The following is a 20728-nucleotide window of genomic DNA, read 5'->3' as shown; positions in this document are numbered from 1 at the left end:
GTTTCAAAAACTAAAATACTAATTCGGTCACTTTTATAATGATAAGTCGAATTTTCATTATTTTCTTATTTTTAAGCGGACACATCTACTTGTTTTTTCGCCATATGTTGCTTTACTCCAACTAATACAACTAACAATAACCCTCCGCCTATTGTCATCATAACAATGCTAGTTGGCAACATATCTAATAGTAGTCCATATACAATCATACCAAGTGGTGCGATTGCAGTCGCAATTGTTTCAAGTAGGCCAAACACACGCCCTAGGTAGCTCGGATCTGTCGTTTTTTGCATATGTACTTGCATTGGAATGTTTACAATCATAATTGCTATACCAGTTAACATCATAAAAGCAATATAGTAAATAAAACTTGCTACTTTTGGAATGATAACTAACAACGGAAAGACTGTACATAAACTTAAACCTGCAAACAAAAACAGTCCAGTATAAATAGAACGAAACGGAGTATTCACTTCTTTACGCACTGATAAAGCAATCGCTCCCATTAGCATCCCGACTGCTAACATTCCTTCTACAGTACCGAGTTGCTTTGAAGATAAATGCAATGTATGGACGATAATGTAAGGAAGTGCAACTGTTAGACCACACGCAAAAAAGTTTACCCACAATGCTATTTTCATTAAACCATATATTTCATGTTGTCTTTTTACATATAAAAAACCTTCTTTTATACTCGTCAAGAAATGCTCTGTACTCTCAGCCACTTCTTTTTTATATAAATCAAATACGATAAATAATTGCAAAATAACCGCTAAAAAGAACGTAATACTATTTAATAGGAAAAACGATTTAATTGAAAAGAAACCATATACAACTCCGCCAATAATCGGTCCTAAAATATTTGATAAAGAAGCCGCCGTTTGATTTAAAGCACTCGCTTTTTGAATACGTCCTTCATCTACTAAACTCGGAATAGACGAAGTTAATGCAACAGAATAAAAACTTGCACAAATTGATAATAATGCTGCTGAAATATAAATAAAAAGAAGTGATGGTCCAAATATAGTAGCAAGAATAAACATACTAAGCATCGTTAAGCTACTTAATAAATCAGTACCAATGACAAGCCATTTTCGATTCACACGGTCTGCTACAGCACCAGCAATTGGGCCACAGATCATCCTTGGAAGTGATCCGCAAACGAGCGTAGTTGCAAACCCCATCCCTGAACCAGTAGTCTTTAATACATATAACCCCATTGCGAACGTATAAATACCTGCGCCTAATAAAGACGTCATTTTTCCAATCATCATTAAAATGATATTTCTCGTTGCAATCTTCATTCTTGAATCATGTTGTCCTATACTTATATCTTCCATTTTTGACTCTCTCCCCTTAAAAGTTAAATTGTGTTAAACTTATTATATAATCAACTTTCCAATTTTCACAACAAAAAGTTAAATACAATTAAACTTTTTAAATATAAAGGAGCAACAATATGGCAACTCTCGGCGAAAAAATTAAAGCATTACGAAAAGAAAAAAAGCTTACGCAAACAGCACTGGCAGGTTCGGAACTGACAAAAAGTATGCTTAGTCAAATTGAAAATGGAAAAGCTACACCTTCTATGAAAACATTACAATATATTGCGGAAAAACTTGAATGTGAAACGAGCTTTTTATTAGAAGAAGATGAAGGAGAAATTGTAGAACTCATTCAAAAAATGGAGCAACTAATAAAGGCAAATAAATGCGATGAAGTATACAAGACTTTACTACCTATCGTTCAAACAGAGCTACCTTCTACTTTAAATACAGCTCGCTTATATAAACAGTTCCTAACAGGAGCAACTATTATGAACGATTATCATATTGAATATTACGTTGAAACTGCTGTTTCTATATTTGAAAAATATACTGTATATCGAGAAAGCACTGAAACGAAACTACTGTTTTACTATATGCTCTTCAAACGTAAAAAATATAAAGAATGTTTACAGATGATTGCTACAATTCGTGATGAATATAAAGCGAAGAATTTAGAAATGGATCTTATTACACATATACAATTATATTTAAAAGAAGCAATTATTTTACTCGCATACGGTAATTATGAAAAATGTGAAAAAGTCATTTTAGATGCACTTGCATTTTCAAAAAAACATCAAGTGTATTATAAAACAGATGAATTTTATCGCATTTTATCTTACCAAAAAGTCATTACAGCTGATAAAGAACAGTATTTATATTACATAAAAAAATCGGAGCAATTTGCCATTTTTACAGAAGATATTCTATCCATTGCGATTATTGATATTTTAAAAGCTTACTACTACAACACAATTACTAATGAATATACAATCGCATTAGAACATCTAGAACAATTCCGAGAAAAACTAAAAGATGAACCAATCTTTCAAGACGATGGATTATATTATCTTGAAAAAGGAAAATCTTTGTATGGCTTAAAACGTTATAAGGAAGCTTTGGCAATATTAAAACACGCTACCATACCAGATTATATGAGTCATCCACTTGATCAATCGTGGGTATTAACAGCTGGGTCTTATCGTGCCCTGTGTCATATAAAACTTCAAGATAAACCAGCTGCTCTGAAAGAAGCAAAAGAAGCAGTTCAAACGATAGATGGTTATCCTGATTCCATCTTTTCTTCATTTATTAAAGAAACATTACAAATAATACAAAAACTTTAAGAATGTCTCTAAATGGTATATTATTCCTCTTTTTTAGCAAAGATAATAATGATGGGAGGAATATAAATGAATATACAACGTGCAAAAGAGCTTTCTATGTCAGCAGAACAAGCCAATGTCAATTTTCAAGGCATGCCTGTTATGATTCAACACGTCGATGAAAGCAATGAAACCGCCCGCATATATGAAGTAAAAAACCCAGGACGCGAATTAACTGTTCCAGTTAATAGCTTAGAGGAAATATAAGAAATGCCACTTCTCTTTTGAAGTGGCATTTTTCTTCTTTCAGATTACTTATTATAAATTTCTTCAACCCTTTATTTTACATGAGCTGAAAAAATAAGAATTTTCTACTTCTTTTCTTTTTGTGACCTGCTAAAATACAAACTATGGATTAATTATTCGTACTATACATTAAGGAGGAAAAATAATGGCATCTACTTTAGAAAAAAACAAGCCTTATTATGCAGTTATATTCACTTCTAATTTATCAAATGATACAACAGACTATAATACCGTTGCCGAAGAAATGGAGAAACTTGCAAAGCAACAACCTGGATTTTTAGGTGTAGAAAGTGCAAGAGGTAATTCTGGACTCGGAATAACAATTTCTTATTGGGAATCACTTGATGCGATTGAAAATTGGAAAAAGAACACCTTACATAAAGAAGCGAAAAAAAGAGGTCGTGAGCAATGGTATGAAAACTTCCACCTGCGTATTTGTCTTGTTGAGAAAGAAATTAAGTTTCATAGAGGTACTTTATAACTATGAAGGAAAAATTAGCTCTCGTTATTGTTCATGAAATATATGGTGTGAACGACCATATGCATCACGTTACCCAGCACTTTACTTCATCTCATATAGATGTATTCTGTCCTAATCTGCTACAATCGCAACCTGCATTTCATTATATTGATGAAGAAAAAGCATATCATTTTTTTATGAACCATATTGGATTTGAAGATGGAAAAAAGCAAATTGAAACATTCATTACTCATCTTTCTAGTCGTTACACACATATTGGACTTATCGGCTTTAGTGTTGGAGCTACCATCTCATGGCTATGTAGTAACAATCCGAAAATAGATTTTATTATCGGATGCTACGGTTCCCGTATACGTGACTATGTTCACATAAAGCCTACATGCGCTACACTACTTATATTCCCTGAAAAAGAAGCTAGTTTTTCAGTATCCGCTTTCATTCAAACATTGCAGCAACAGAATAACCCTTTATTAGAAATAAAACAACTACACGGTGAACATGGATTTCTAAATCCGTACACTGAAAAATATAACGGGCACTCTACAAAACAAGCATATAATGTAATAGATTCATTTCTTGTAAAAAACACTCTTATACAGGAGATGTAAATGACACTTACATTACTCTTACTTATTTTCATATTCATTGCCTTTTTCTCAGTGCTAACTATTATTTTCGTAACCGTAAAAAAGGGGGAGTTTTCCAAACGGCCCTACTTACAATCTATTATCGTTTGCATTTTTTTTTACAAATTGGATTTTATATTTATCAACTTTTTATGCGTTACTTCCCGAGAAAATTAGTGAGTTCCTATTCCTACCCATTTGGTTTTTCCTTTGTATTTTAGGTTTTATAACTTTCTTGCGCGAATGGAGAAATAATCGTGTATTGTCCATATGTATCGTTCTTCTTTCCTTTATTAGTTTTTTATTTGGGTTATTGTTGTTAGTTCTTTTGGGGATGTAATAGAAGAAGGAAGAAAAGCCAACTTTCAACTTTTCTTCCTTCTATGTTTACCTTTAGTTTTCACTGTCACTGATTCACAAGGTGTATAATATATTTGAGGTGTCGCCTTATCAACAAACATCATAAACGTAACGAAACCGATAATAAAGAAAATAAACAACGTTAACAAAATTGCTCCTATCGTTAAAAGTATCATAACACCACCCCTATATTTTCATGTTATTACACTTTTCGCTATTATATGAGCGTAATCCTTTTTAGAAAAAGAAACGTAACAAAATAATCACAACCACTCCTGTTAATACTGTACCTAATAAACTACGAGTATATATGGCTACAAGAAATGTTGGAATTGCTGCGATCAGGTAATCCCATTGCACCGTCTCATGCATAAATAATACTTGTGCTAAAAGTGCTGCTAATATTGCAATTGGTATGTAATTTAACCATTTTAAACCCCAGTCTGGAATTTGTAGTTTGCTAAATACGAGTAGAGGTAAAATACGTGGCACGAGTGTAACAGCTCCTGCTGCTAGTAAAAGTAATAATACATCTAATCTCATTTCCATTTTTCAATCACCACTCCAATCGTCGCAGCTAGTAAGGTTGCGATAATAACCGCTATACTATCTGGCATAAATAGGTGTGAAACGTATGCAAGTATAATCGCTACAATTGCAACACTTAAATGAATTGCTAGCTTTGGTTTACTACTTATGAGCTGAAGTACAAATAATCCGATAAACATCGCTGGTAATGCATAATCCATCCCGTATGTATGTGGATCTGGTATCCACTCACCAAACAGACCACCAATAATGGTAGCAAGAATCCAGTTTAAATAAGCCGTTACATTTAGCCCAATCATCCATCTTTCGCCTAAATATCCTTTTTGCGCTGCATGCTGCACTGCGACGCCGAACGTTTCATCTGTAATTTGCGAACCAATAATGACGTTTTTTAATAGAGGTAGTTTCGTAAAGTACGGTGCGAGGGCAGCACTCATTAATAAATGGCGTAAATTAACAAAAAACACAGTAAAAATAATTGCGGAAGCAGGAGCACCGGCTGCATACATACCAGCTAATATAAATTGGGCAGAACCTGCATAAATTAAAGTCGACATAAATGCAATTTCAATGATAGAAAAACCTGCTGTTTTTGCAATTACACCAGCTGCTATACCGATGCTCAAATAACCAAATACAGTTGGTAAACAATCTTTTACTCCTTGCTGAAATGTATCGTCGCTCTGCAAAGCTACATGTGCCTCAGCTTTACTCATCTCTATCATCCTCCATTCCTTCTAAAGTTCGTTTTCCTGTTACGACATGAACTAAATCTATATTTTCACGCCATAACGTATCTAACTTATCAGCTCCAAATTCCTTTGTGATTTCTTCAACCATAATATCGTGCCGCACATACTCTGTAGCAACGAGAACTAGCGCTGGGTCATACGTTGTAACGGCCCATGAAGTGCTATCATTTGAGAAGTTCGCAATTAATACTTCCTCTCCATCACGAGCAATAACAGTTAAATGACCACCCATTCTCTTTTCAACAACGTGGGGCGTCATATAATTATGATGAAACGTCGCTCCTATTTTTGTTTCTGGAGCTCCAAATAAGATTGAAAATATATGTACGCCTTCCTCTTCCTTTTGATGAATGTATGGTTCAATTTCATGCACTTGTTCTTCCCATACAGAAACCCATAACTCTTCCTTAGCTCTACTAATTATATTGCATATTTCTTTCAAAACACGATCATTTGAACGAATATGCGAAATTACATCTATTTGTCGCTCTTGTTCTAAACAATTTAATTTCTCATCTAAAAATTCAAAGGACTTTTCAAAGTCTTTTCGCATTCGATTCATTAATTCGGTAGCTGGTACTGGTACATATTTAACTGGTTCAGAAGGTACAATATGCACTGCTCCTTTATCCATTAACTTACCGAGTACCTCGTAAATCATAGAACGGGGTACTCCTGTTTGTTTACTCACTTCATAGCCCGTTACTGGGGAATGTTTTAGTAGTCCAATATACGCTTTACATTCATACTGAGAAAATCCTAACTTTTGTAATTCCTTTATAATTTCATCCATCGGTAACCCCTCACAATCTAAATCGCCCTTACTTCAAAACGACGATTTTGCTTCCCTTTACTTTTTACTTTATCAATAACAAGTGTTCCTATTTCACTCGTATTTTTCACATGTGTGCCTCCACAAGCTTGTTCGTCTAAATTTTCAATTGTAACAATGCGGATTTCTTGGATAGTAGTTGGCAGAAGATTTATTGCTGTTTTAATCATTCCTACAGCATTTTCTGCTTCTTCGCGGCTCATATAACGAGTGGAAATTTCTTTATTTTGCTTAATAAGTTTATTCACTTCCTCAACAATTTCTTCTACTTCCACGCTCGATAACTCTTGTAACTCATTAAAATCGATACGTGCTTTATCAGGATAAATTTGATTTCCAGTGCATAGAGCTCCATACTTTTCATAAACAACAGCTCCGATAAGATGCAGTAAAGAGTGATGACGCATTAAATTATGACGCCTTTCCCAATTTATCTCTAATTTAACTGGACCTAACTTTACTTGTGCTTCATCTTTTATATAGTGAACTATTTCTCCTTGCTCCTTCTTTACTTTTTCAACTTCAAATACAGACCCATCTTGTACAATGACACCCGTATCACATTCCTGTCCTCCACCAGTTGGATAAAAAATTGTTTCTTTTACAAATACTTTATTCCCTTCTACTCTTATCACTTCTGTTTCGCAACTCGTTTTGTATGCATCTTCTAAATATAATGCCGTTGCCATACTCTCACCTCTTTAGTAGTTATAGTTATACCTACTAATATAAAAAAGAAGCTCCATAAAGTCAATTGATAATTCTGAAATTTAAAATTAATAAAAGACTCCTTTATTAGGAGTCCACTATCTCAATATTTCATTCGCTTCTTTTTCATAAATTTTATCAAATGACGTCATAACACGCTGTGATGCTTGAATCATCTTTTGATCTGTCATAAGATCTGCCATCTCTTTCGTCATATCTACATTTGAATTTTCTAGCATATGATTTTTTACTATTCCTGTTCCGTTCGGTAAATTAGCAATGTTTCCTTCTGCTAGTGTAAAGCTTTTGTTTTCACGTTGTACGAGACGTGCATTCGTTTCTGCATCTACTGTTTTTGTTTGCAAACGAGCAATATTATTTTGTGTTACTTCATCATATAATGTACCGTCTGCTTGTACAGCAACCTTTGCTCCTTCTGGAATACGAATACGCTCATTATTCTCTCCCATTACGAAAGCACCTGAAGATGTTTGTAAATATCGATCACTATTTAATGTGAAACTACCATCTCTCGTTAAAAACGTTTCATCATTTTTAGAAGTAACAAAAAATGATGTTGTGCCGGCCGCGCCGTCATCTAAAAAGAAATCTGTAGCGCTATTTGTCATTTGTATATTTCCTTGTACTAAATTCACATGCGTTGCAGCTGGTACTACAGCGTAATCGACCGAACCGATATTTGTTACCGCCCCATCTCCGCGGCGATATGTGTCTTGTACATCAAATACTTTAGACGTCATATTTTCTGCTTTAAATCCTGTCGTTTGAGCATTTGCAACGTTATTCGAATGAACATTAATGCGCTGCATGTAATTCATCATGCCCATAGAACCTATATAAAGACCGTTCATATTCGTTTGAATAAGGCAAGCGCCTTATTCTTCACCTCTTTTCTACGATGTTTGTAACATTTGTTTTGCTAAATGTTCCGCTGTAGCGATATGTATATTTTTCTTTATGTCTTGGCCATCTGTCATTAATACAATAGGAGCTGATGATACTGCTGGAATTTTCAACAATTCGCCACTACTTGCTGTTTCATCAAATTTCGTAAACACAATACCATCTATATGAATATCTTTAAAGTTTGTAATAATTTCAATCATATCTTTACTTTTCATTGAAGCTGATAACGTTAAACAAATATAATCTGGTTCTACTTGTCCCATCGTTTCAATCATTTCTTCTACTGTTTCTGACGTACGATAATTTTTTCCAGCTGTATCAATTAAAATATAATCGACGCGTGCTTCTTCTTTAAAATACGTAAGCGCTCTTGTCATTGCAGCTTCATCACGCACAGCAATTACTTCAGATCCAATTGTCTTTACGTTATCTTGCAATTGCTGTACTGTTCCTATGCGCGAATGATCTGTCGTTATAAAACCAACTGTTTTTTTCTTACCGTGAAATTGCCATGCCATTTTCGCGAGTGTCGTCGTTTTACCAACGCCAGTTGGACCGATTAATGCAATTGTTTGTACTTCTTTTTCAAAGACGTTTTCCGTATTGAAATGAGATTTCATATCTTCCAATATGTACCTGATAACTTCTTCTTCCGTAATCATCGTTGCATTTTCAAACTTTATTTTTAACTTTTCAGCATATGCATGAATGAAATATTGTTCCACATCGTTTTGTTCTAGCATCCGAATTACTTTTTGAATAATAAACGGTACAGATTCTTGATTTTCTTTCTTTGGAACTACTTCTTCTTTCTTTACTGGAACGACTTGTTTCACAACTTTTTTCTTTTTCGTTACTTTCGTTACTTCCGTTTCTTTCATCGGTTTCACAACGACGATTCCTTTTTCAAACAGCTTTAATAGTTTCTCTTTTTTTCTTGCCCATTCTTCACTATTTCCTGTTTGCATCGCCGCGTATGACATAGGAGTCGTTACATTTTCTAAATTGTGCAGTACTGATTGAATTCCATTCGCCTTCACAATTTGTTCTGAAGGATCATTCACAACATCCATTAACTGTTCATGAAATTGAGCTGTACCTTCATTCACTTCTTCCTGTTTTTCTTCTGGAAAAGCAACTAACATTTCATAATCCTTTTTCCAAAAAAACGGTATATTTCGTTTTACACTTTCATCGACAACGTAATAATAATCTGTACCATATTGGTCAAATAACTTTCGATACAATTCATTTTTCGAAGCTGCTTTTATTCGCATTAACGCTTCTTTCTTTTCTGTACTTTCCATTACTTCACCCCCTACTATTCAATATAGGCAATTTGATCCACAACAATTTCTGGTGCTAATTCGCTAATACAAAGTACTTGTGCTTCCACTTGATAACGTTCTAGCAGTCTTACAATCGCAAATCTAAAATCTTTTCTACGTGTTAATAACACTGGTTCTCTTCCCATTAAACGTGCTTGTTTAAAGACGCGCTGCACTTGCTCAACGACACGTGTTTCTAAATCTAAATCCCAGTTTAATAAGTAACCTTGATATGAATTATTCACAACATCCGCATCTAACTCGATTGAATCAGAGAAGAGCGCTGCATATATTTTTCCGTCTGGATTTTTCGCATTTTCACAAATAACTTTTGAAATACATTCACGAACAAATGATGTCACACCGTCAACGTGGTTTTGATAAATTTCTTTGCCGTCAATAATACCTTCAATAATTGTTGGTAAATCACGAATAGAAATACCTTCTTTTAGAAGTTGTTTAATAACATTTTGAACGAGTGATAAATCAATTTCTTTCTTCTTAATCTCTTCTAATAGAACGCCATTATCATTTTCAAGCGAATTAATTAAATCTTTTACATGTTGGCGCTGAATTAATTCGTGAAGATTACGTCTAACGACAACATCTAAATGTGTAATTAATATGCTAAGTGGCTCTAACACTTGATAGCCTTTCATTTGTGCATCTTGCACCATATGCTCTAAAATCCAATATCCATCTTCACCGAAAATTGGATCTTTCGCTGGCTCTGCATCTAAATCAGCCATTACGTTTGGCGTTTTCAATGCTAATAAATAACCTGATTTTAAAACACCCTCAGCCGCCTTCGCACCTTTAATACGAATAATGTAACGTCCGCGTGGTCTAAAACTCGTATTATCTTTAAAGTTAATTCCAGGAACATTAATACCGAGGTCAGTAATAATCGACTTCCTCATAAGAACAACTTTATCACGAGCTGTTTCCCCGTTAATTTTCTGCTTTACAAGTGCTGCTAAATCTAAACCGAGTTCTACTATAATTGGATATTTATCCGTAAATACTCCAAATGAATCTTCCACTTGTTGCAGTTGCTCATCTTCGCCTTGAATCATTTCTATTTCTTTTTGAAGCTCGTCTTCTTTTTCTTTCTTTATTCGATTTTTATTACGAATGCCCAAGAAGATAATCGTTCCACCAACGAGTGCGAATGGTAGAAACGGTAGCGGAGTAAAAATACCCATTGCGATAAACAAACCACCGAGCGCATATACAACAACTTCATGTGCTAATAACTCTTTAAAGATTCCTTCCGTTACCGTATCCGGTGAACCATCAAATATACGCGTTACGATAATACCAGTTGAAATCGCAAGCATAAGCGATCCAATTTGGTTTACGATTCCGTCACCGACAGTTAACTGTGTATAATGAAGAGCCGCATCTGCAAAGCTCATTCCTTGCTGCATCATTCCGACAATTAAACCGAAAATAATGTTTACGAATAAAATGACAATCCCGAAAATAACGTCCCCTTTAATGAACTTCCCGGCACCATCCATCGCTCCGTAAAACTCTGTTTCCATATTTAATTTTTTTCGTTTTGCTTGTGCATCTTTTTCTGAAATAATACGCTGGTTTAAATCAGCATCGATAGACATTTGTTTCCCTGGTAAAGAATCAAGTGTAAAACGAGCTGCTACTTCAGCTGTACGCGATGCACCGTTTGCAACGATAAACTGGAATATGATTAATACTGTAAAAATAACGATACCAATTAATAAGTTTCCGCCAATTACGAACTGGCCGAACTCTTCAATAACATGACCGGCATTTCCGTCTGTCAAAATCGCTCGCGTCGTCGAAACGTTAATCGATACGCGGAAAATCCCGATTAATAACAACATCGTCGGAAATGACTTTAATTCATCCCACTCGTTAATACTTGTCGCTCGCATATAAATAAGTACTGACATACTTAGTAGAAAAACGATAATGATATCAAGTATAAATGGTGGAAGTGGAATTAAGAGCGCCACTACGAATGACGCTGCTAAAAAGATAGAAAAATAGGTTCTTGCAGAATCTATCTTAAACAAAGAGATCTCCTCCAAACGCGCTATTATACTTCAAGTTCGTTCGTCTGAATTAAATAGCGCATAACTTCAATTACAGCTACGTATAAATCTTCTGGAATCGTCTCATCTTCCTCGACTTGATAATATAAAGAACGAGCAAGTGGACGGTTTTCCACCATTGGTATTTCTTGTTCACGGGCAAGCGTTCGTATATATAATGCGAGCTCATCTTCCCCTTTTGCAACGACAATTGGTGCTGCATCAACGTGTTTATTGTAACGAAGTACGACCGAAATATGAGTCGGGTTGTTTACAATAAACGTTGCGCCATCCATCTTCTTCGCAATTGTTCCTTGCAAGATTGCATGCATAAAGTTTTTTCGTTTCCCTTTAACTTGCGGGTCCCCTTCATTATCTTTATGCTCTTGTTTCACTTCTTCTTTTTTCATCTTAATATCTTGCTCGTACTCCCATTTTTGATAAATGAAATCAATAATAGAAAGAACGATTAAAATAATTAAAATTGCTAAGAAAATAAATTTAATTTCCCTAATAATTTCAGTAAGTGATGCAGTCCAGTTAAATCCAATCATACTGACAATTTTCTCTAAATTCTTTTTAAAGAGAACGTAAGCGACGTAACCGATTAATCCCATATAAAACAGTGATTTCAAAATATCTACTAAACTTTTACGACTAAACAGTCTCGTAAAATAGTTTTTCGGATTAATACGTGACGCTTTCGGTTTAATGACTTTAGAAGAAAATAGGAAGCCGACTTGAATCATATAATTGAATAAATGAAAAGCGTATACGAGTATTAATATCGGAGCTGATACTTTCAGTAATAAAATCCCCATTAAATAAAAATACTCGGTTGAATCTGTATTTTTTCCAATTTGATCAAACAGCACCGCTACGGAATTTGCAATCTCATACCCTAGCCAATCTCCGAAGAAATAAACGACAACTGCTAATACGAGAATGGAAAATAAATTATTTAAATCTTTACTCCGGGCAATATTCCCTTCTTCACGCGATTTTTTACGCTTCTGCGGGGTGGCCTTTTCTGTTTTATTATCCTTTGCCATGCGCGTCCCCCTACTTCGTTAAGAAAAAGTTAAATAGTTTCGTATATTCTTCAAGTAATACATCCGTCATATTTTTAAACACATAACCGAGCATCGGTACACTCATCGCAATAAACAAAATACCACATGTAATTTTAATTAAAAATGCATTCATAAATACATTAAGTTGTTGGGCATTCTTCGCAATTAAAATTAAAACAAAATTAATAATAAATAGAGTTCCCATAATTGGTAATGCAATCTCAACAGCAGATGTTATCGCAAATAACAATGTTGCTAAAAGGCTATCGAGAAAATTCGTTGTTAACAACTTTGAAATTGCCTCTGTATATTCGAAAGATTTCAAGATTGTTGCAACGAAATAATTAATACCACCAAGAGAAACAAATATAATAACAAAAAACATGTCAAAAATCGTCGCAATAAGCGTCGATTGTGTACCACTATTTACGTCAAATAAACTAGATTGTGAAAATCCGATATCAAAATCTATTATGTGCCCAGCCATTTTCGGTATATTTAGTAACATTTCAATAATCTTTGCTAAGGATAAACCAATTACTAGCTGGGTTGCTGCATACGCAACAACCTCTCCATTTGTTGTCATCAAAGGAAGATCAATTTTATCTGCTACTGTAATTGATAATCCTAATCCAAATGTAACTTTCGCCATTGCTGGAACTGATTTCCCTGAAAAAAACGGTAAAAAAAACAAAAAAGAGGTAATACGACAAAAAGCAAAAAAAGTGTTTAACCATAATTCCATATTCATCTTATATCACCTTTTTTCAATAAGAACGCAATAACGTTGGAATCTTGTCATATAAATCTAAAATCAAAGTTATTATTTCCTGAAACATCCATGGACCTACAATAATAATGACTAAAATAATTGTTGCCATCTTTGGCAAAAACGTTAAAGTTTGTTCTTGAATTTGCATCATTGCCATTAAAACTGAAATAATAACAACAACAATTAGGCTGACGCCCGCTACAGGTAGTACAATTTCAAATCCTTTATAAAAAAAAGTTTGAAAAATTTCTGTAATAGGTGTTATGTTCATTAACTTTTGACTCCTATCGTACATATGCATAATCGCATGATACGTCTAATTATAAATATACGTTTCTACTTTAGTTTCACATAAACCTTAAATTATAAACAACATACTTAACCTACAGTTTTAAACATTATATCGACGATTTTTGTATATCCACCTAAATATACGAAAACGAGTATTTTAAACGGTAAACTTAAAATCATCGGCGGTACCATCATCATCCCTAGGTACATTAAAAGTGTACTAATAATTAAATCTATAAACACGAACGCTAAGTAAATGAACATCCCTGTTAACAGTCCCTTTTGAATTTGCGTTAACGTAAAAGATGGTACAAGTGTAAATAATGAAAGATCCTTTAAATCCTTCGGCAGCTCTTCTCCGCGTACTTTCAACAGCATTTTTAAATCATGCTTATACGTATGCTTCGCCATATAATCTTTCATAATTGGAGCTGTTGTTTCCGCAGCTTGGCTTACTGTTATTTTCTCTTTCGTCATTGGATCCCATACATCGCTCTTCAGTTGCCCGAATACAGGCTGCATCGTAAAGAGTGATAAAAATAATGCAAGTCCAACAAGTACTTGGTTTGGAGGTAAACTCATTACCCCAAGTCCTTGACGTGTAATCCCTAGAACGATCATAAAATAAGTAAAATGTGTAAATAATAGAACGATAGAAGAAGATAATGATAAAAGGGTAACGAGCGCAAATAGTTGTACACTTGAATTACTCGTAAATTCTTTTCCATTTTCGAAATTAATAAAACCGTTCGGGGCTGCATACGCTGGATTTACAAAAATAATTAAAAAAACGATAGAAAATACGAAAATAACGGCTAATAATGATAACTGTTTCTTTATTCTCATGATGGATCCTCTACTTTTTTCGTTTCACTCTTCACCGCGTCTTCTAGTGCTTGTTGAAACTGATTTCCTGTTCCGGTTAATTGCACAGACTGTACACCGTTATTACTAATAACAGTGAACACTTGCTTTCCGTCCACTTCAAATAAAAAGGCACTCGTTTGATGATTTAAATACACGCCGTCTTTTACTTGAATATGGCCATTTTCACCCTGCTTAAAAAACTGCTGTTTGCGCGTCTTTTTCGTCATATAATATGCACCGTAACCGAGCGCACCAAACAGTAAAACGACTTGAAATAAGGTCGTCATATACGACATATGACTCCTCCTCTACTCTTTATCTTGCATTTGACTTTGCGCTTTCATAAGCGCCGCTTGTTTCTTATCAGCTTCAATTTCAGAAATGATAATACCGAATTTCTCGTCCATTACGATTGCTTCACCGATGCCGACTTTCATATTACTTAAATACACATCTACTTTATGTCCTAAGTTTTTCTCTACTTCCAGAACATCGCCAACTTTTAACTGCTTCACATCACCAAGTGTAATAGATGACTTTCCAAGCTTTACACCAAGTTCAATCGAAATATCTGAAACAGTATCAATATGTGCTTTACCTGCTTCATTTCGCTTTCCTGCAAAATCTTCTAATCCCATTAATGACACGGGAGATACTTCATGCTTCATATGGATCCTCCTACTCTACAAAACTTTTAAATAGGAGCGCCTTACGCGTTCCATCTTTTCCAATAAAACAATTAAATTTATGCTTTCCATCTACATAACCAAGTAATTCATCCGAAACTTTCGTATGAAGCGGAATAATATCGCCTTCTTCAATTTGTTCAATCTCACTCATTGTCATTTTCTGCTCACCAATTGCAACGTGAACAGGTTTGTACACTTGATTTACTTTCACTTCTACTTCAGACGTATACTTTTTACGTTTATCTGAAGAATGTTCGACAATATTTTCAGACGTTAACTTATCCATAATTTCTTCAACAGATAAGAATGGAATTCCGATACGCACCGTCGTATTCCAAAAATCTGTTTTCATATTTACGTTAAGTAATGAAATAATATCGCTCGCTGTCGTAATCTTTAGTGCATTCGGATCTGTTTCTGTCGTTACAAATTTCGGTTCAATCGCAACAACACTTTCAAATGATTGCTCTAAATTTTTACAAAGAAGCAAGAATATATTATCAAGCGTTAAAAACTCAAACGCTGTTAACGGTCTACGCATCGTAAAGTTACGTTTACTATCTCCGCCAAGCCAACATTCATGAATATAAATAACGAATGCTAAATCAATCTCAATAACAATTTCTCCAAGCTCTGGTAAACCGAGATCAATTACGCAATATAAATAATAATCTTTCGGCATTTTCTCCACATACTCACTCGTAAATGGAACTTGCTCAACCGTTGAAGGCTCTAGTTCAATTGGAATACGCATACGCGCTGATAACGTCTGTGACGTCTGTTTCCCAAACGTAGAAGCAATCGCTTGCAAACTACGTAAATGCTCAACACCGAACTTCTCTGGTCTATTAAAATCATACTCTTGAAATTTCTCTTGCTTTCCTGCTTCTTGTGCGAAAGCTGGCATTTCCTCGCCTTCATTTACCGCCTTCAGCAGGGCATCAATTTGCTCTTGGCTTAATTTTTCGCCACTCATGACAATCCCCTTCCCTACCTTTTCAATTCAACGATTTCAACGTACATCTTTCCATTCTTCGTCAAAATCTTTCCGGTTCCAATCTCTTCATTCTCAAGCATAAGACGCACCGTATTTTTCGTTGAATTTTCAAGACGATACAATGTACCTTTCGTAATATGAAGCAGATCTTCAATTTTCTTTTTCGTATTTCCGATTTCAAAATAAATTGTTAACGGAATATCATCTTGTAATTTCAAATCTAGCCAACTCCCATATCATGTTCACGAAAATTTCATGTTCTCTCTATATATGAAACTTCTTATTTTGAAACGTCGATATTTAATATTTTTTTAATATATCCTTGCGTTTCTTTAAATGGCGGTACGCCTCCGTACTTTCTCACATTACCAGGACCAGCATTATAAGAAGCAAGCGCCAATACTAAGTCGCCGTTATTTTTCTTTAAATAACCGCTTAACTCTTTCACGCCACCTTCAATACTTTCAGCTGGTGAAAATGGATTCTTCACACCCATTTCCTTCACATTCGCTGGCATAAGCTGCATAAGACCCATCGCACCTGCATGTGATACCGTTTTCGGATTAAAATTAGACTCTACTTCAATCATTTTTTGAATTAACGTTTTCGGAATTCCATATGTACGACTTACTCGATCAATAATATCCTCATACTTCCCTTCATTGAAAGAACGTATTTTTTGAATATTATACTTCTTCGTTAATCCCCACGTATCAACAGCCTCATTTTTCGTTTCTGGGAAACGTCGTTCAAACTCTTTTTGCACAACTTGCACTTCATCTGCTTTCTTCGTTTCAGCCTTTTCTTCAGACTTACTCGCTTCCTCTACTTTATTAATAGTTTCTACCTGCTTATTAACAACCGCTTCTATTTTCGTAGATTGTACCGGCTGACTCATATCTTCTACTTTTGCCGGCTGCGTAGTTTCTTTCGTCTCCTTCGCAGGCTCACTCTGCAACTTCTCTTGAAAACGACTACTAACGAATGCTTGTGGACTACTTAGCTTTTGCTGAATTTGTCCTTTCTTATATGCAAGCACTTCTTTTACTATATTTCCAACTATCATAATATCACCTTTTCGGTAAACAAAGATAATCTAATATTAGAGTTTTTTTTTAAAGTTTGCAATAATCCTTTTAATAATTATGTAATAAAAAAATGAATATATTGTTAAACTGTTATTTTTTTATATTTATTAATTCGAATTTTTAGTTGACACCCGCTATAACAAGGATTACAATAAATCTCGAAATTGATTTTTTCGCATATTACCGTTTTTCAATTTGCAGAAAAGTCAATATAAAAAAATGGGGGTTTCTTAACATGAGAATTAATACAAACATTAACAGCATGCGTACGCAAGAGTACATGCGCCAAAACCAAGACAAAATGAACGTTTCTATGAACCGTTTATCAAGCGGTAAACGCATTAATAGTGCAGCTGATGATGCTGCTGGGCTTGCTATCGCAACTCGTATGCGTGCTCGTCAAAGCGGTTTAGAAAAGGCTTCACAAAACACACAAGACGGAATGTCATTAATCCGTACTGCAGAATCTGCAATGAATTCTGTATCAAACATTTTAACTCGTATGCGTGACATTGCCGTTCAATCTTCAAACGGAACAAACACTGATAAAAACCAATCTTCTTTACAAAAAGAATTTGCAGAATTACAAGAACAAATTGACTACATTGCTAATAACACAGAATTTAATGACAAAAACTTATTAGCTGGAACAGCATCTATTACAATCGGTACAAAAGGTGCAAAAGGTACAGAAATTAAAATTGAAACTCTTGATACTGCAGCTTCTAGCAAACAGATTTCTATTAATTTATCTAATACTACAGCATCAAACTTAGGAGTTGCTGCCGGAACTAAAGGTATAGCTATTGACTCTTCATCTTCTGCTTTAGCAGCTATTTCGGCTATTGATGCAGCACTTACTCAAGTAGCTGGTAATCGAGCAACTCTTGGTGCTACCTTAAATCGTTTAGATCGTAACGTTGAAAACTTAAATAACCAAGCAACTAACATGGCATCTTCAGCTTCTCAAATTGAAGATGCAGATATGGCGAAAGAAATGTCTGAAATGACTAAATTCAAAATTTTAAATGAAGCTGGTATTAGTATGCTTTCTCAAGCAAACCAAACTCCACAAATGGTAAGTAAATTATTACAATAATTTACTTACCTCTAAAAAACGTCCTCAATTGAGGACGTTTTCTTTAAAAATAAATATTTAAAAATAAATATTTAAAAATCGAACAAAAAAATCCCACACAATTTCTTTAAGAAAATAACAATCTCTACTATAAATCCTCTATTATTTATCCTCCAAGATAGGTATTTTTTTGATTCATGTGGACTCTATAAATTTGTTATTTTACGTATAGAAAAGATCTAATATTATAATTCAAAATGGTAGTTCCGGACTTCCAACCGTTTATTTTTTCCTAAGCAAATACCTAAAACTAGAGCCTTACCTGTTCCTATATGTGATAGATTTTGATGTTTTTACTAGCGTATACTCATGAAAGCTATAGAATAATATAAGCTACCTTTTAATATATATACACTAATTAATATAGATAAATTCCATCATGTTAAATTTCTTCTTTAAAAGATTGAAACATTTACTAACTTTACTTTTTTAAAACTTATATTTTTCAATCGAACTTTGCCACGTGATAACTCTAACTACTTTTGAATCCTCGGAAAATTGTTCAGACTCTAACAATAATATTTACAGGAATAACTTTTCGTTATCCCTAACACACACCACCTACTCTAAACAAATTATTTCTTCTTTTGACACAATCTATTATTTTTTATAAGATATCTATATATTTAAATTTTATTTTTTATTCAGAGCGTTAGGAACCCTAAAGGGCTTCCTAACGCTCTGGAATCTTTTTTTGATTTTAATGAAAAAACAATATAAAATAATAGAATTTAGAAAAATAGCCCTCCACTAGCCCTTTTTGAAGTGACCCCTAAAAGTTAGACACGGTTATTTCATTAGGCAGCTTGATCCAAATGAGTCCGGTATTGTACCGGGCTCATTTTTAATTTTGCCTTAATCCGTTTCGTATTATAATAATCTATATATTTTTCTAATTCTATTTTAAAGTGCTCTACATTTTCAAATTCTTTTATGTAGAGGAACTCCGACTTCATAATCCCAAAGAAATTTTCTATTACTGCGTTGTCGTAACAGTTGCCTTTTCGAGACATAATCTGGACGATAGCTCTTGATTCAAGTGTCCGGACGTACTGTCTCATTTAATAATGCCATCCTTGATCCGAATGCATCAGTAGCTGATGGGTTTCAGGTAAACGTTCCAATGCTTTCTCTAACATGTCTGAAACAAGCGAATACGTCGGTCTAGAACCAATTGTATAGGTAATAATTTCACCATTATACAAATCTAATACAGGTAATACATACAGTTTCTCTCCAAACAATTTAAACTCTGTGATGTCCGTTACCCATTTTTGATTCGGGGCATCTGTGTAGAAATTACGCTCTAAAATATTTGGTGCAATTCTACCAACTTTTCCTTTATAGGATTTATATTTCTTCATACGCACAACACACTTTAATCCAAGCTCTTTCATAATGCGTTGAACCTTCTTGTGATTCACTTTCTGACCACGATTCGTTAATTCATCACGAATGCGACGGTAACCATAACGACCTTCATTTTCCTCATAAATCGCTTTAATCTCGGCTTTCAAATCGGCATCTACATCTGGACGACGCATTTTCTTTACTAAATCATAATACGTGCTTCGAGGAATAGTAGCTAGCTCCACAAGTGCCTTCACCGAATATTTATGCCTTAATTCATAGACTACTTGCGCTTTGTCTTGTTTTGTGATTTTTCCTTGTTTTGAACTAAGGCATTTAACTTTTTTAAGTACTCATTTTCCATCTCAAGCTGTTTAATGCGTGCTTCAAGTGCTTCGACTGACCCTTCAGCTAAAGATTGTTTTAATTGTTTATTTGAATCTTTTTTCATGGATGGACGCCCCTTTTTCTTAGATCGAAGGGCATCAATTCCTTGTGTTTCGAGCTGTTTTTTCCAAACAGAAATCGTTGAAGGGGCAGGAATATTAAAGATAGCTGCCGTCTCAAATAAGGACATACCCTTTTCAATCATAAAGTTTAGTACGTCTAGTTTAAATTGTTGTGTATAATTTGTACATCGTTTTAGAAAAGCTTCCAGACCATTCTGTTTATATTGGTTTACCCAATTCAAAATGCTTGTGTCACTTACACCGAGCGATCTACCCATTTCTCGATAACTTTCATTTCCGTTCAAATAACGTAGAACGATTTGTATTTTTTCATCAGCTGTAAATTTAGCCATAGAAAAACTGCACCTCCAATTGTTAGACTGTGTCTAACAATTGGGGTGCAGTTCATTTTGG

At 34.4% G+C, this 20728-nt stretch carries 23 protein-coding genes and 2 pseudogenes; 6 read left to right on the top strand and 19 right to left on the bottom strand.

Going from position 1 to position 20728, the window contains the following annotated elements; translation table 11 throughout:
- Nucleotides 1-71 precede the first annotated feature (71 nt).
- On the bottom strand, nucleotides 72-1340 hold the full coding sequence (locus MHH55_RS02765) for an MFS transporter (RefSeq protein ID WP_000389503.1): 1269 nt from the start codon (nucleotides 1338-1340) through the stop codon (nucleotides 72-74).
- 119 nt (nucleotides 1341-1459) lie between these two features.
- On the opposite strand from MHH55_RS02765, the gene MHH55_RS02760 reads away from it, so the two are divergent.
- The 5 genes and pseudogenes from MHH55_RS02760 (at nucleotide 1460) to MHH55_RS02740 (ending at nucleotide 4406) form a co-directional block, all read left to right on the top strand.
- Nucleotides 1460-2674, top strand: coding sequence for a helix-turn-helix domain-containing protein (locus MHH55_RS02760; RefSeq protein WP_048538197.1), 1215 nt, complete (start codon nucleotides 1460-1462; stop codon nucleotides 2672-2674).
- Nucleotides 2675-2740: 66 nt separating this feature from the next.
- A complete protein-coding gene (locus tag MHH55_RS02755; protein ID WP_001025737.1) occupies nucleotides 2741-2920 on the top strand; it encodes an H-type small acid-soluble spore protein in 180 nt (59 codons plus the stop codon).
- Nucleotides 2921-3104: 184 nt separating this feature from the next.
- Nucleotides 3105-3440, top strand: coding sequence for an antibiotic biosynthesis monooxygenase family protein (locus MHH55_RS02750; RefSeq protein WP_000168853.1), 336 nt, complete (start codon nucleotides 3105-3107; stop codon nucleotides 3438-3440).
- 2 nt (nucleotides 3441-3442) lie between these two features.
- Nucleotides 3443-4048, top strand: coding sequence for a dienelactone hydrolase family protein (locus tag MHH55_RS02745; protein WP_000660128.1), 606 nt, complete (start codon nucleotides 3443-3445; stop codon nucleotides 4046-4048).
- Nucleotides 4049-4406 (top strand): annotated as a pseudogene (locus tag MHH55_RS02740) (hypothetical protein). It abuts the gene before it with no gap.
- A gap of 25 nt (nucleotides 4407-4431) precedes the next feature.
- On the opposite strand, the gene MHH55_RS02735 reads toward MHH55_RS02740, so the two are convergent.
- The 17 genes from MHH55_RS02735 to MHH55_RS02655 form a co-directional block, all read right to left on the bottom strand.
- The gene (locus MHH55_RS02735; protein WP_000602244.1) at nucleotides 4432-4602 is read right to left on the bottom strand and encodes a DUF3951 domain-containing protein; all 171 of its coding nucleotides are present in this window, start codon (nucleotides 4600-4602) and stop codon (nucleotides 4432-4434) included.
- Nucleotides 4603-4663: 61 nt separating this feature from the next.
- Complete coding sequence (locus MHH55_RS02730; RefSeq protein ID WP_000425946.1) at nucleotides 4664-4975, bottom strand: AzlD domain-containing protein; 312 nt, start codon at nucleotides 4973-4975, stop codon at nucleotides 4664-4666.
- Entirely contained in the window at nucleotides 4966-5691 is a 726-nt protein-coding gene (locus MHH55_RS02725; RefSeq protein ID WP_000029972.1) for an AzlC family ABC transporter permease, read from the bottom strand. Before MHH55_RS02725 ends, MHH55_RS02730 begins: the two co-directional genes overlap by 10 nt.
- On the bottom strand, nucleotides 5684-6520 hold the full coding sequence (locus tag MHH55_RS02720; protein WP_000343362.1) for a TrmB family transcriptional regulator: 837 nt from the start codon (nucleotides 6518-6520) through the stop codon (nucleotides 5684-5686). Before MHH55_RS02720 ends, MHH55_RS02725 begins: the two co-directional genes overlap by 8 nt.
- A gap of 17 nt (nucleotides 6521-6537) precedes the next feature.
- The gene (locus MHH55_RS02715; RefSeq protein WP_000179557.1) at nucleotides 6538-7248 is read right to left on the bottom strand and encodes an alanyl-tRNA editing protein; all 711 of its coding nucleotides are present in this window, start codon (nucleotides 7246-7248) and stop codon (nucleotides 6538-6540) included.
- A gap of 117 nt (nucleotides 7249-7365) precedes the next feature.
- Nucleotides 7366-8139: a flagellar basal-body rod protein FlgG gene (locus MHH55_RS02710; protein ID WP_001013934.1), complete on the bottom strand. Its 774-nt coding sequence runs from the start codon at nucleotides 8137-8139 to the stop codon at nucleotides 7366-7368.
- Between the two features lie 42 nt (nucleotides 8140-8181).
- A complete protein-coding gene (gene flhF, locus MHH55_RS02705; protein WP_048538196.1) occupies nucleotides 8182-9501 on the bottom strand; it encodes a flagellar biosynthesis protein FlhF in 1320 nt (439 codons plus the stop codon).
- 14 nt (nucleotides 9502-9515) lie between these two features.
- Nucleotides 9516-11582, bottom strand: a complete 2067-nt coding sequence (gene flhA, locus MHH55_RS02700; protein ID WP_078186210.1) for a flagellar biosynthesis protein FlhA — start codon at nucleotides 11580-11582, stop codon at nucleotides 9516-9518.
- 23 nt (nucleotides 11583-11605) lie between these two features.
- Nucleotides 11606-12652, bottom strand: a complete 1047-nt coding sequence (flhB, locus tag MHH55_RS02695) for a flagellar type III secretion system protein FlhB (protein ID WP_001030111.1) — start codon at nucleotides 12650-12652, stop codon at nucleotides 11606-11608.
- Between the two features lie 10 nt (nucleotides 12653-12662).
- Nucleotides 12663-13424: a flagellar biosynthetic protein FliR gene (locus MHH55_RS02690; RefSeq protein ID WP_061113444.1), complete on the bottom strand. Its 762-nt coding sequence runs from the start codon at nucleotides 13422-13424 to the stop codon at nucleotides 12663-12665.
- A gap of 16 nt (nucleotides 13425-13440) precedes the next feature.
- Complete coding sequence (locus tag MHH55_RS02685) at nucleotides 13441-13716, bottom strand: flagellar biosynthetic protein FliQ (RefSeq protein WP_016122230.1); 276 nt, start codon at nucleotides 13714-13716, stop codon at nucleotides 13441-13443.
- Between the two features lie 107 nt (nucleotides 13717-13823).
- Nucleotides 13824-14582, bottom strand: a complete 759-nt coding sequence (locus MHH55_RS02680; protein WP_078186211.1) for a flagellar type III secretion system pore protein FliP — start codon at nucleotides 14580-14582, stop codon at nucleotides 13824-13826.
- Complete coding sequence (locus tag MHH55_RS02675; RefSeq protein ID WP_000121176.1) at nucleotides 14579-14899, bottom strand: hypothetical protein; 321 nt, start codon at nucleotides 14897-14899, stop codon at nucleotides 14579-14581. The genes MHH55_RS02680 and MHH55_RS02675 overlap by 4 nt, the downstream gene beginning before the upstream one ends.
- A 12-nt stretch (nucleotides 14900-14911) precedes the next feature.
- The gene (gene fliN, locus MHH55_RS02670; RefSeq protein ID WP_000680010.1) at nucleotides 14912-15271 is read right to left on the bottom strand and encodes a flagellar motor switch protein FliN; all 360 of its coding nucleotides are present in this window, start codon (nucleotides 15269-15271) and stop codon (nucleotides 14912-14914) included.
- 10 nt (nucleotides 15272-15281) lie between these two features.
- Entirely contained in the window at nucleotides 15282-16268 is a 987-nt protein-coding gene (gene fliM / locus MHH55_RS02665; protein WP_000012360.1) for a flagellar motor switch protein FliM, read from the bottom strand.
- 14 nt (nucleotides 16269-16282) lie between these two features.
- A complete protein-coding gene (locus MHH55_RS02660) occupies nucleotides 16283-16507 on the bottom strand; it encodes a flagellar motor switch protein FliN (protein WP_000775712.1) in 225 nt (74 codons plus the stop codon).
- A gap of 62 nt (nucleotides 16508-16569) precedes the next feature.
- Nucleotides 16570-17355: a lytic transglycosylase domain-containing protein gene (locus MHH55_RS02655; protein ID WP_061113442.1), complete on the bottom strand. Its 786-nt coding sequence runs from the start codon at nucleotides 17353-17355 to the stop codon at nucleotides 16570-16572.
- A 257-nt stretch (nucleotides 17356-17612) separates the two neighbouring features.
- Here MHH55_RS02655 and MHH55_RS02650 point away from each other — a divergent pair, with 257 nt between their 5' ends.
- The gene (locus tag MHH55_RS02650; RefSeq protein WP_061113441.1) at nucleotides 17613-18476 is read left to right on the top strand and encodes a flagellin N-terminal helical domain-containing protein; all 864 of its coding nucleotides are present in this window, start codon (nucleotides 17613-17615) and stop codon (nucleotides 18474-18476) included.
- 836 nt (nucleotides 18477-19312) lie between these two features.
- Here the strand turns inward: MHH55_RS02650 and MHH55_RS02645 are convergent.
- Nucleotides 19313-20667, bottom strand: a pseudogene (locus MHH55_RS02645) (IS3 family transposase).
- Nucleotides 20668-20728: the final 61 nt, after the last annotated feature.

Source organism: Bacillus sp. FSL K6-2944, from assembly GCF_038005385.1.
GTDB lineage: Bacteria > Bacillota > Bacilli > Bacillales > Bacillaceae_G > Bacillus_A > Bacillus_A cereus.
The sequence above is the reverse complement of the archived record's forward strand: the minus strand, read 5'-3'. Positions and strand labels throughout refer to the sequence as shown.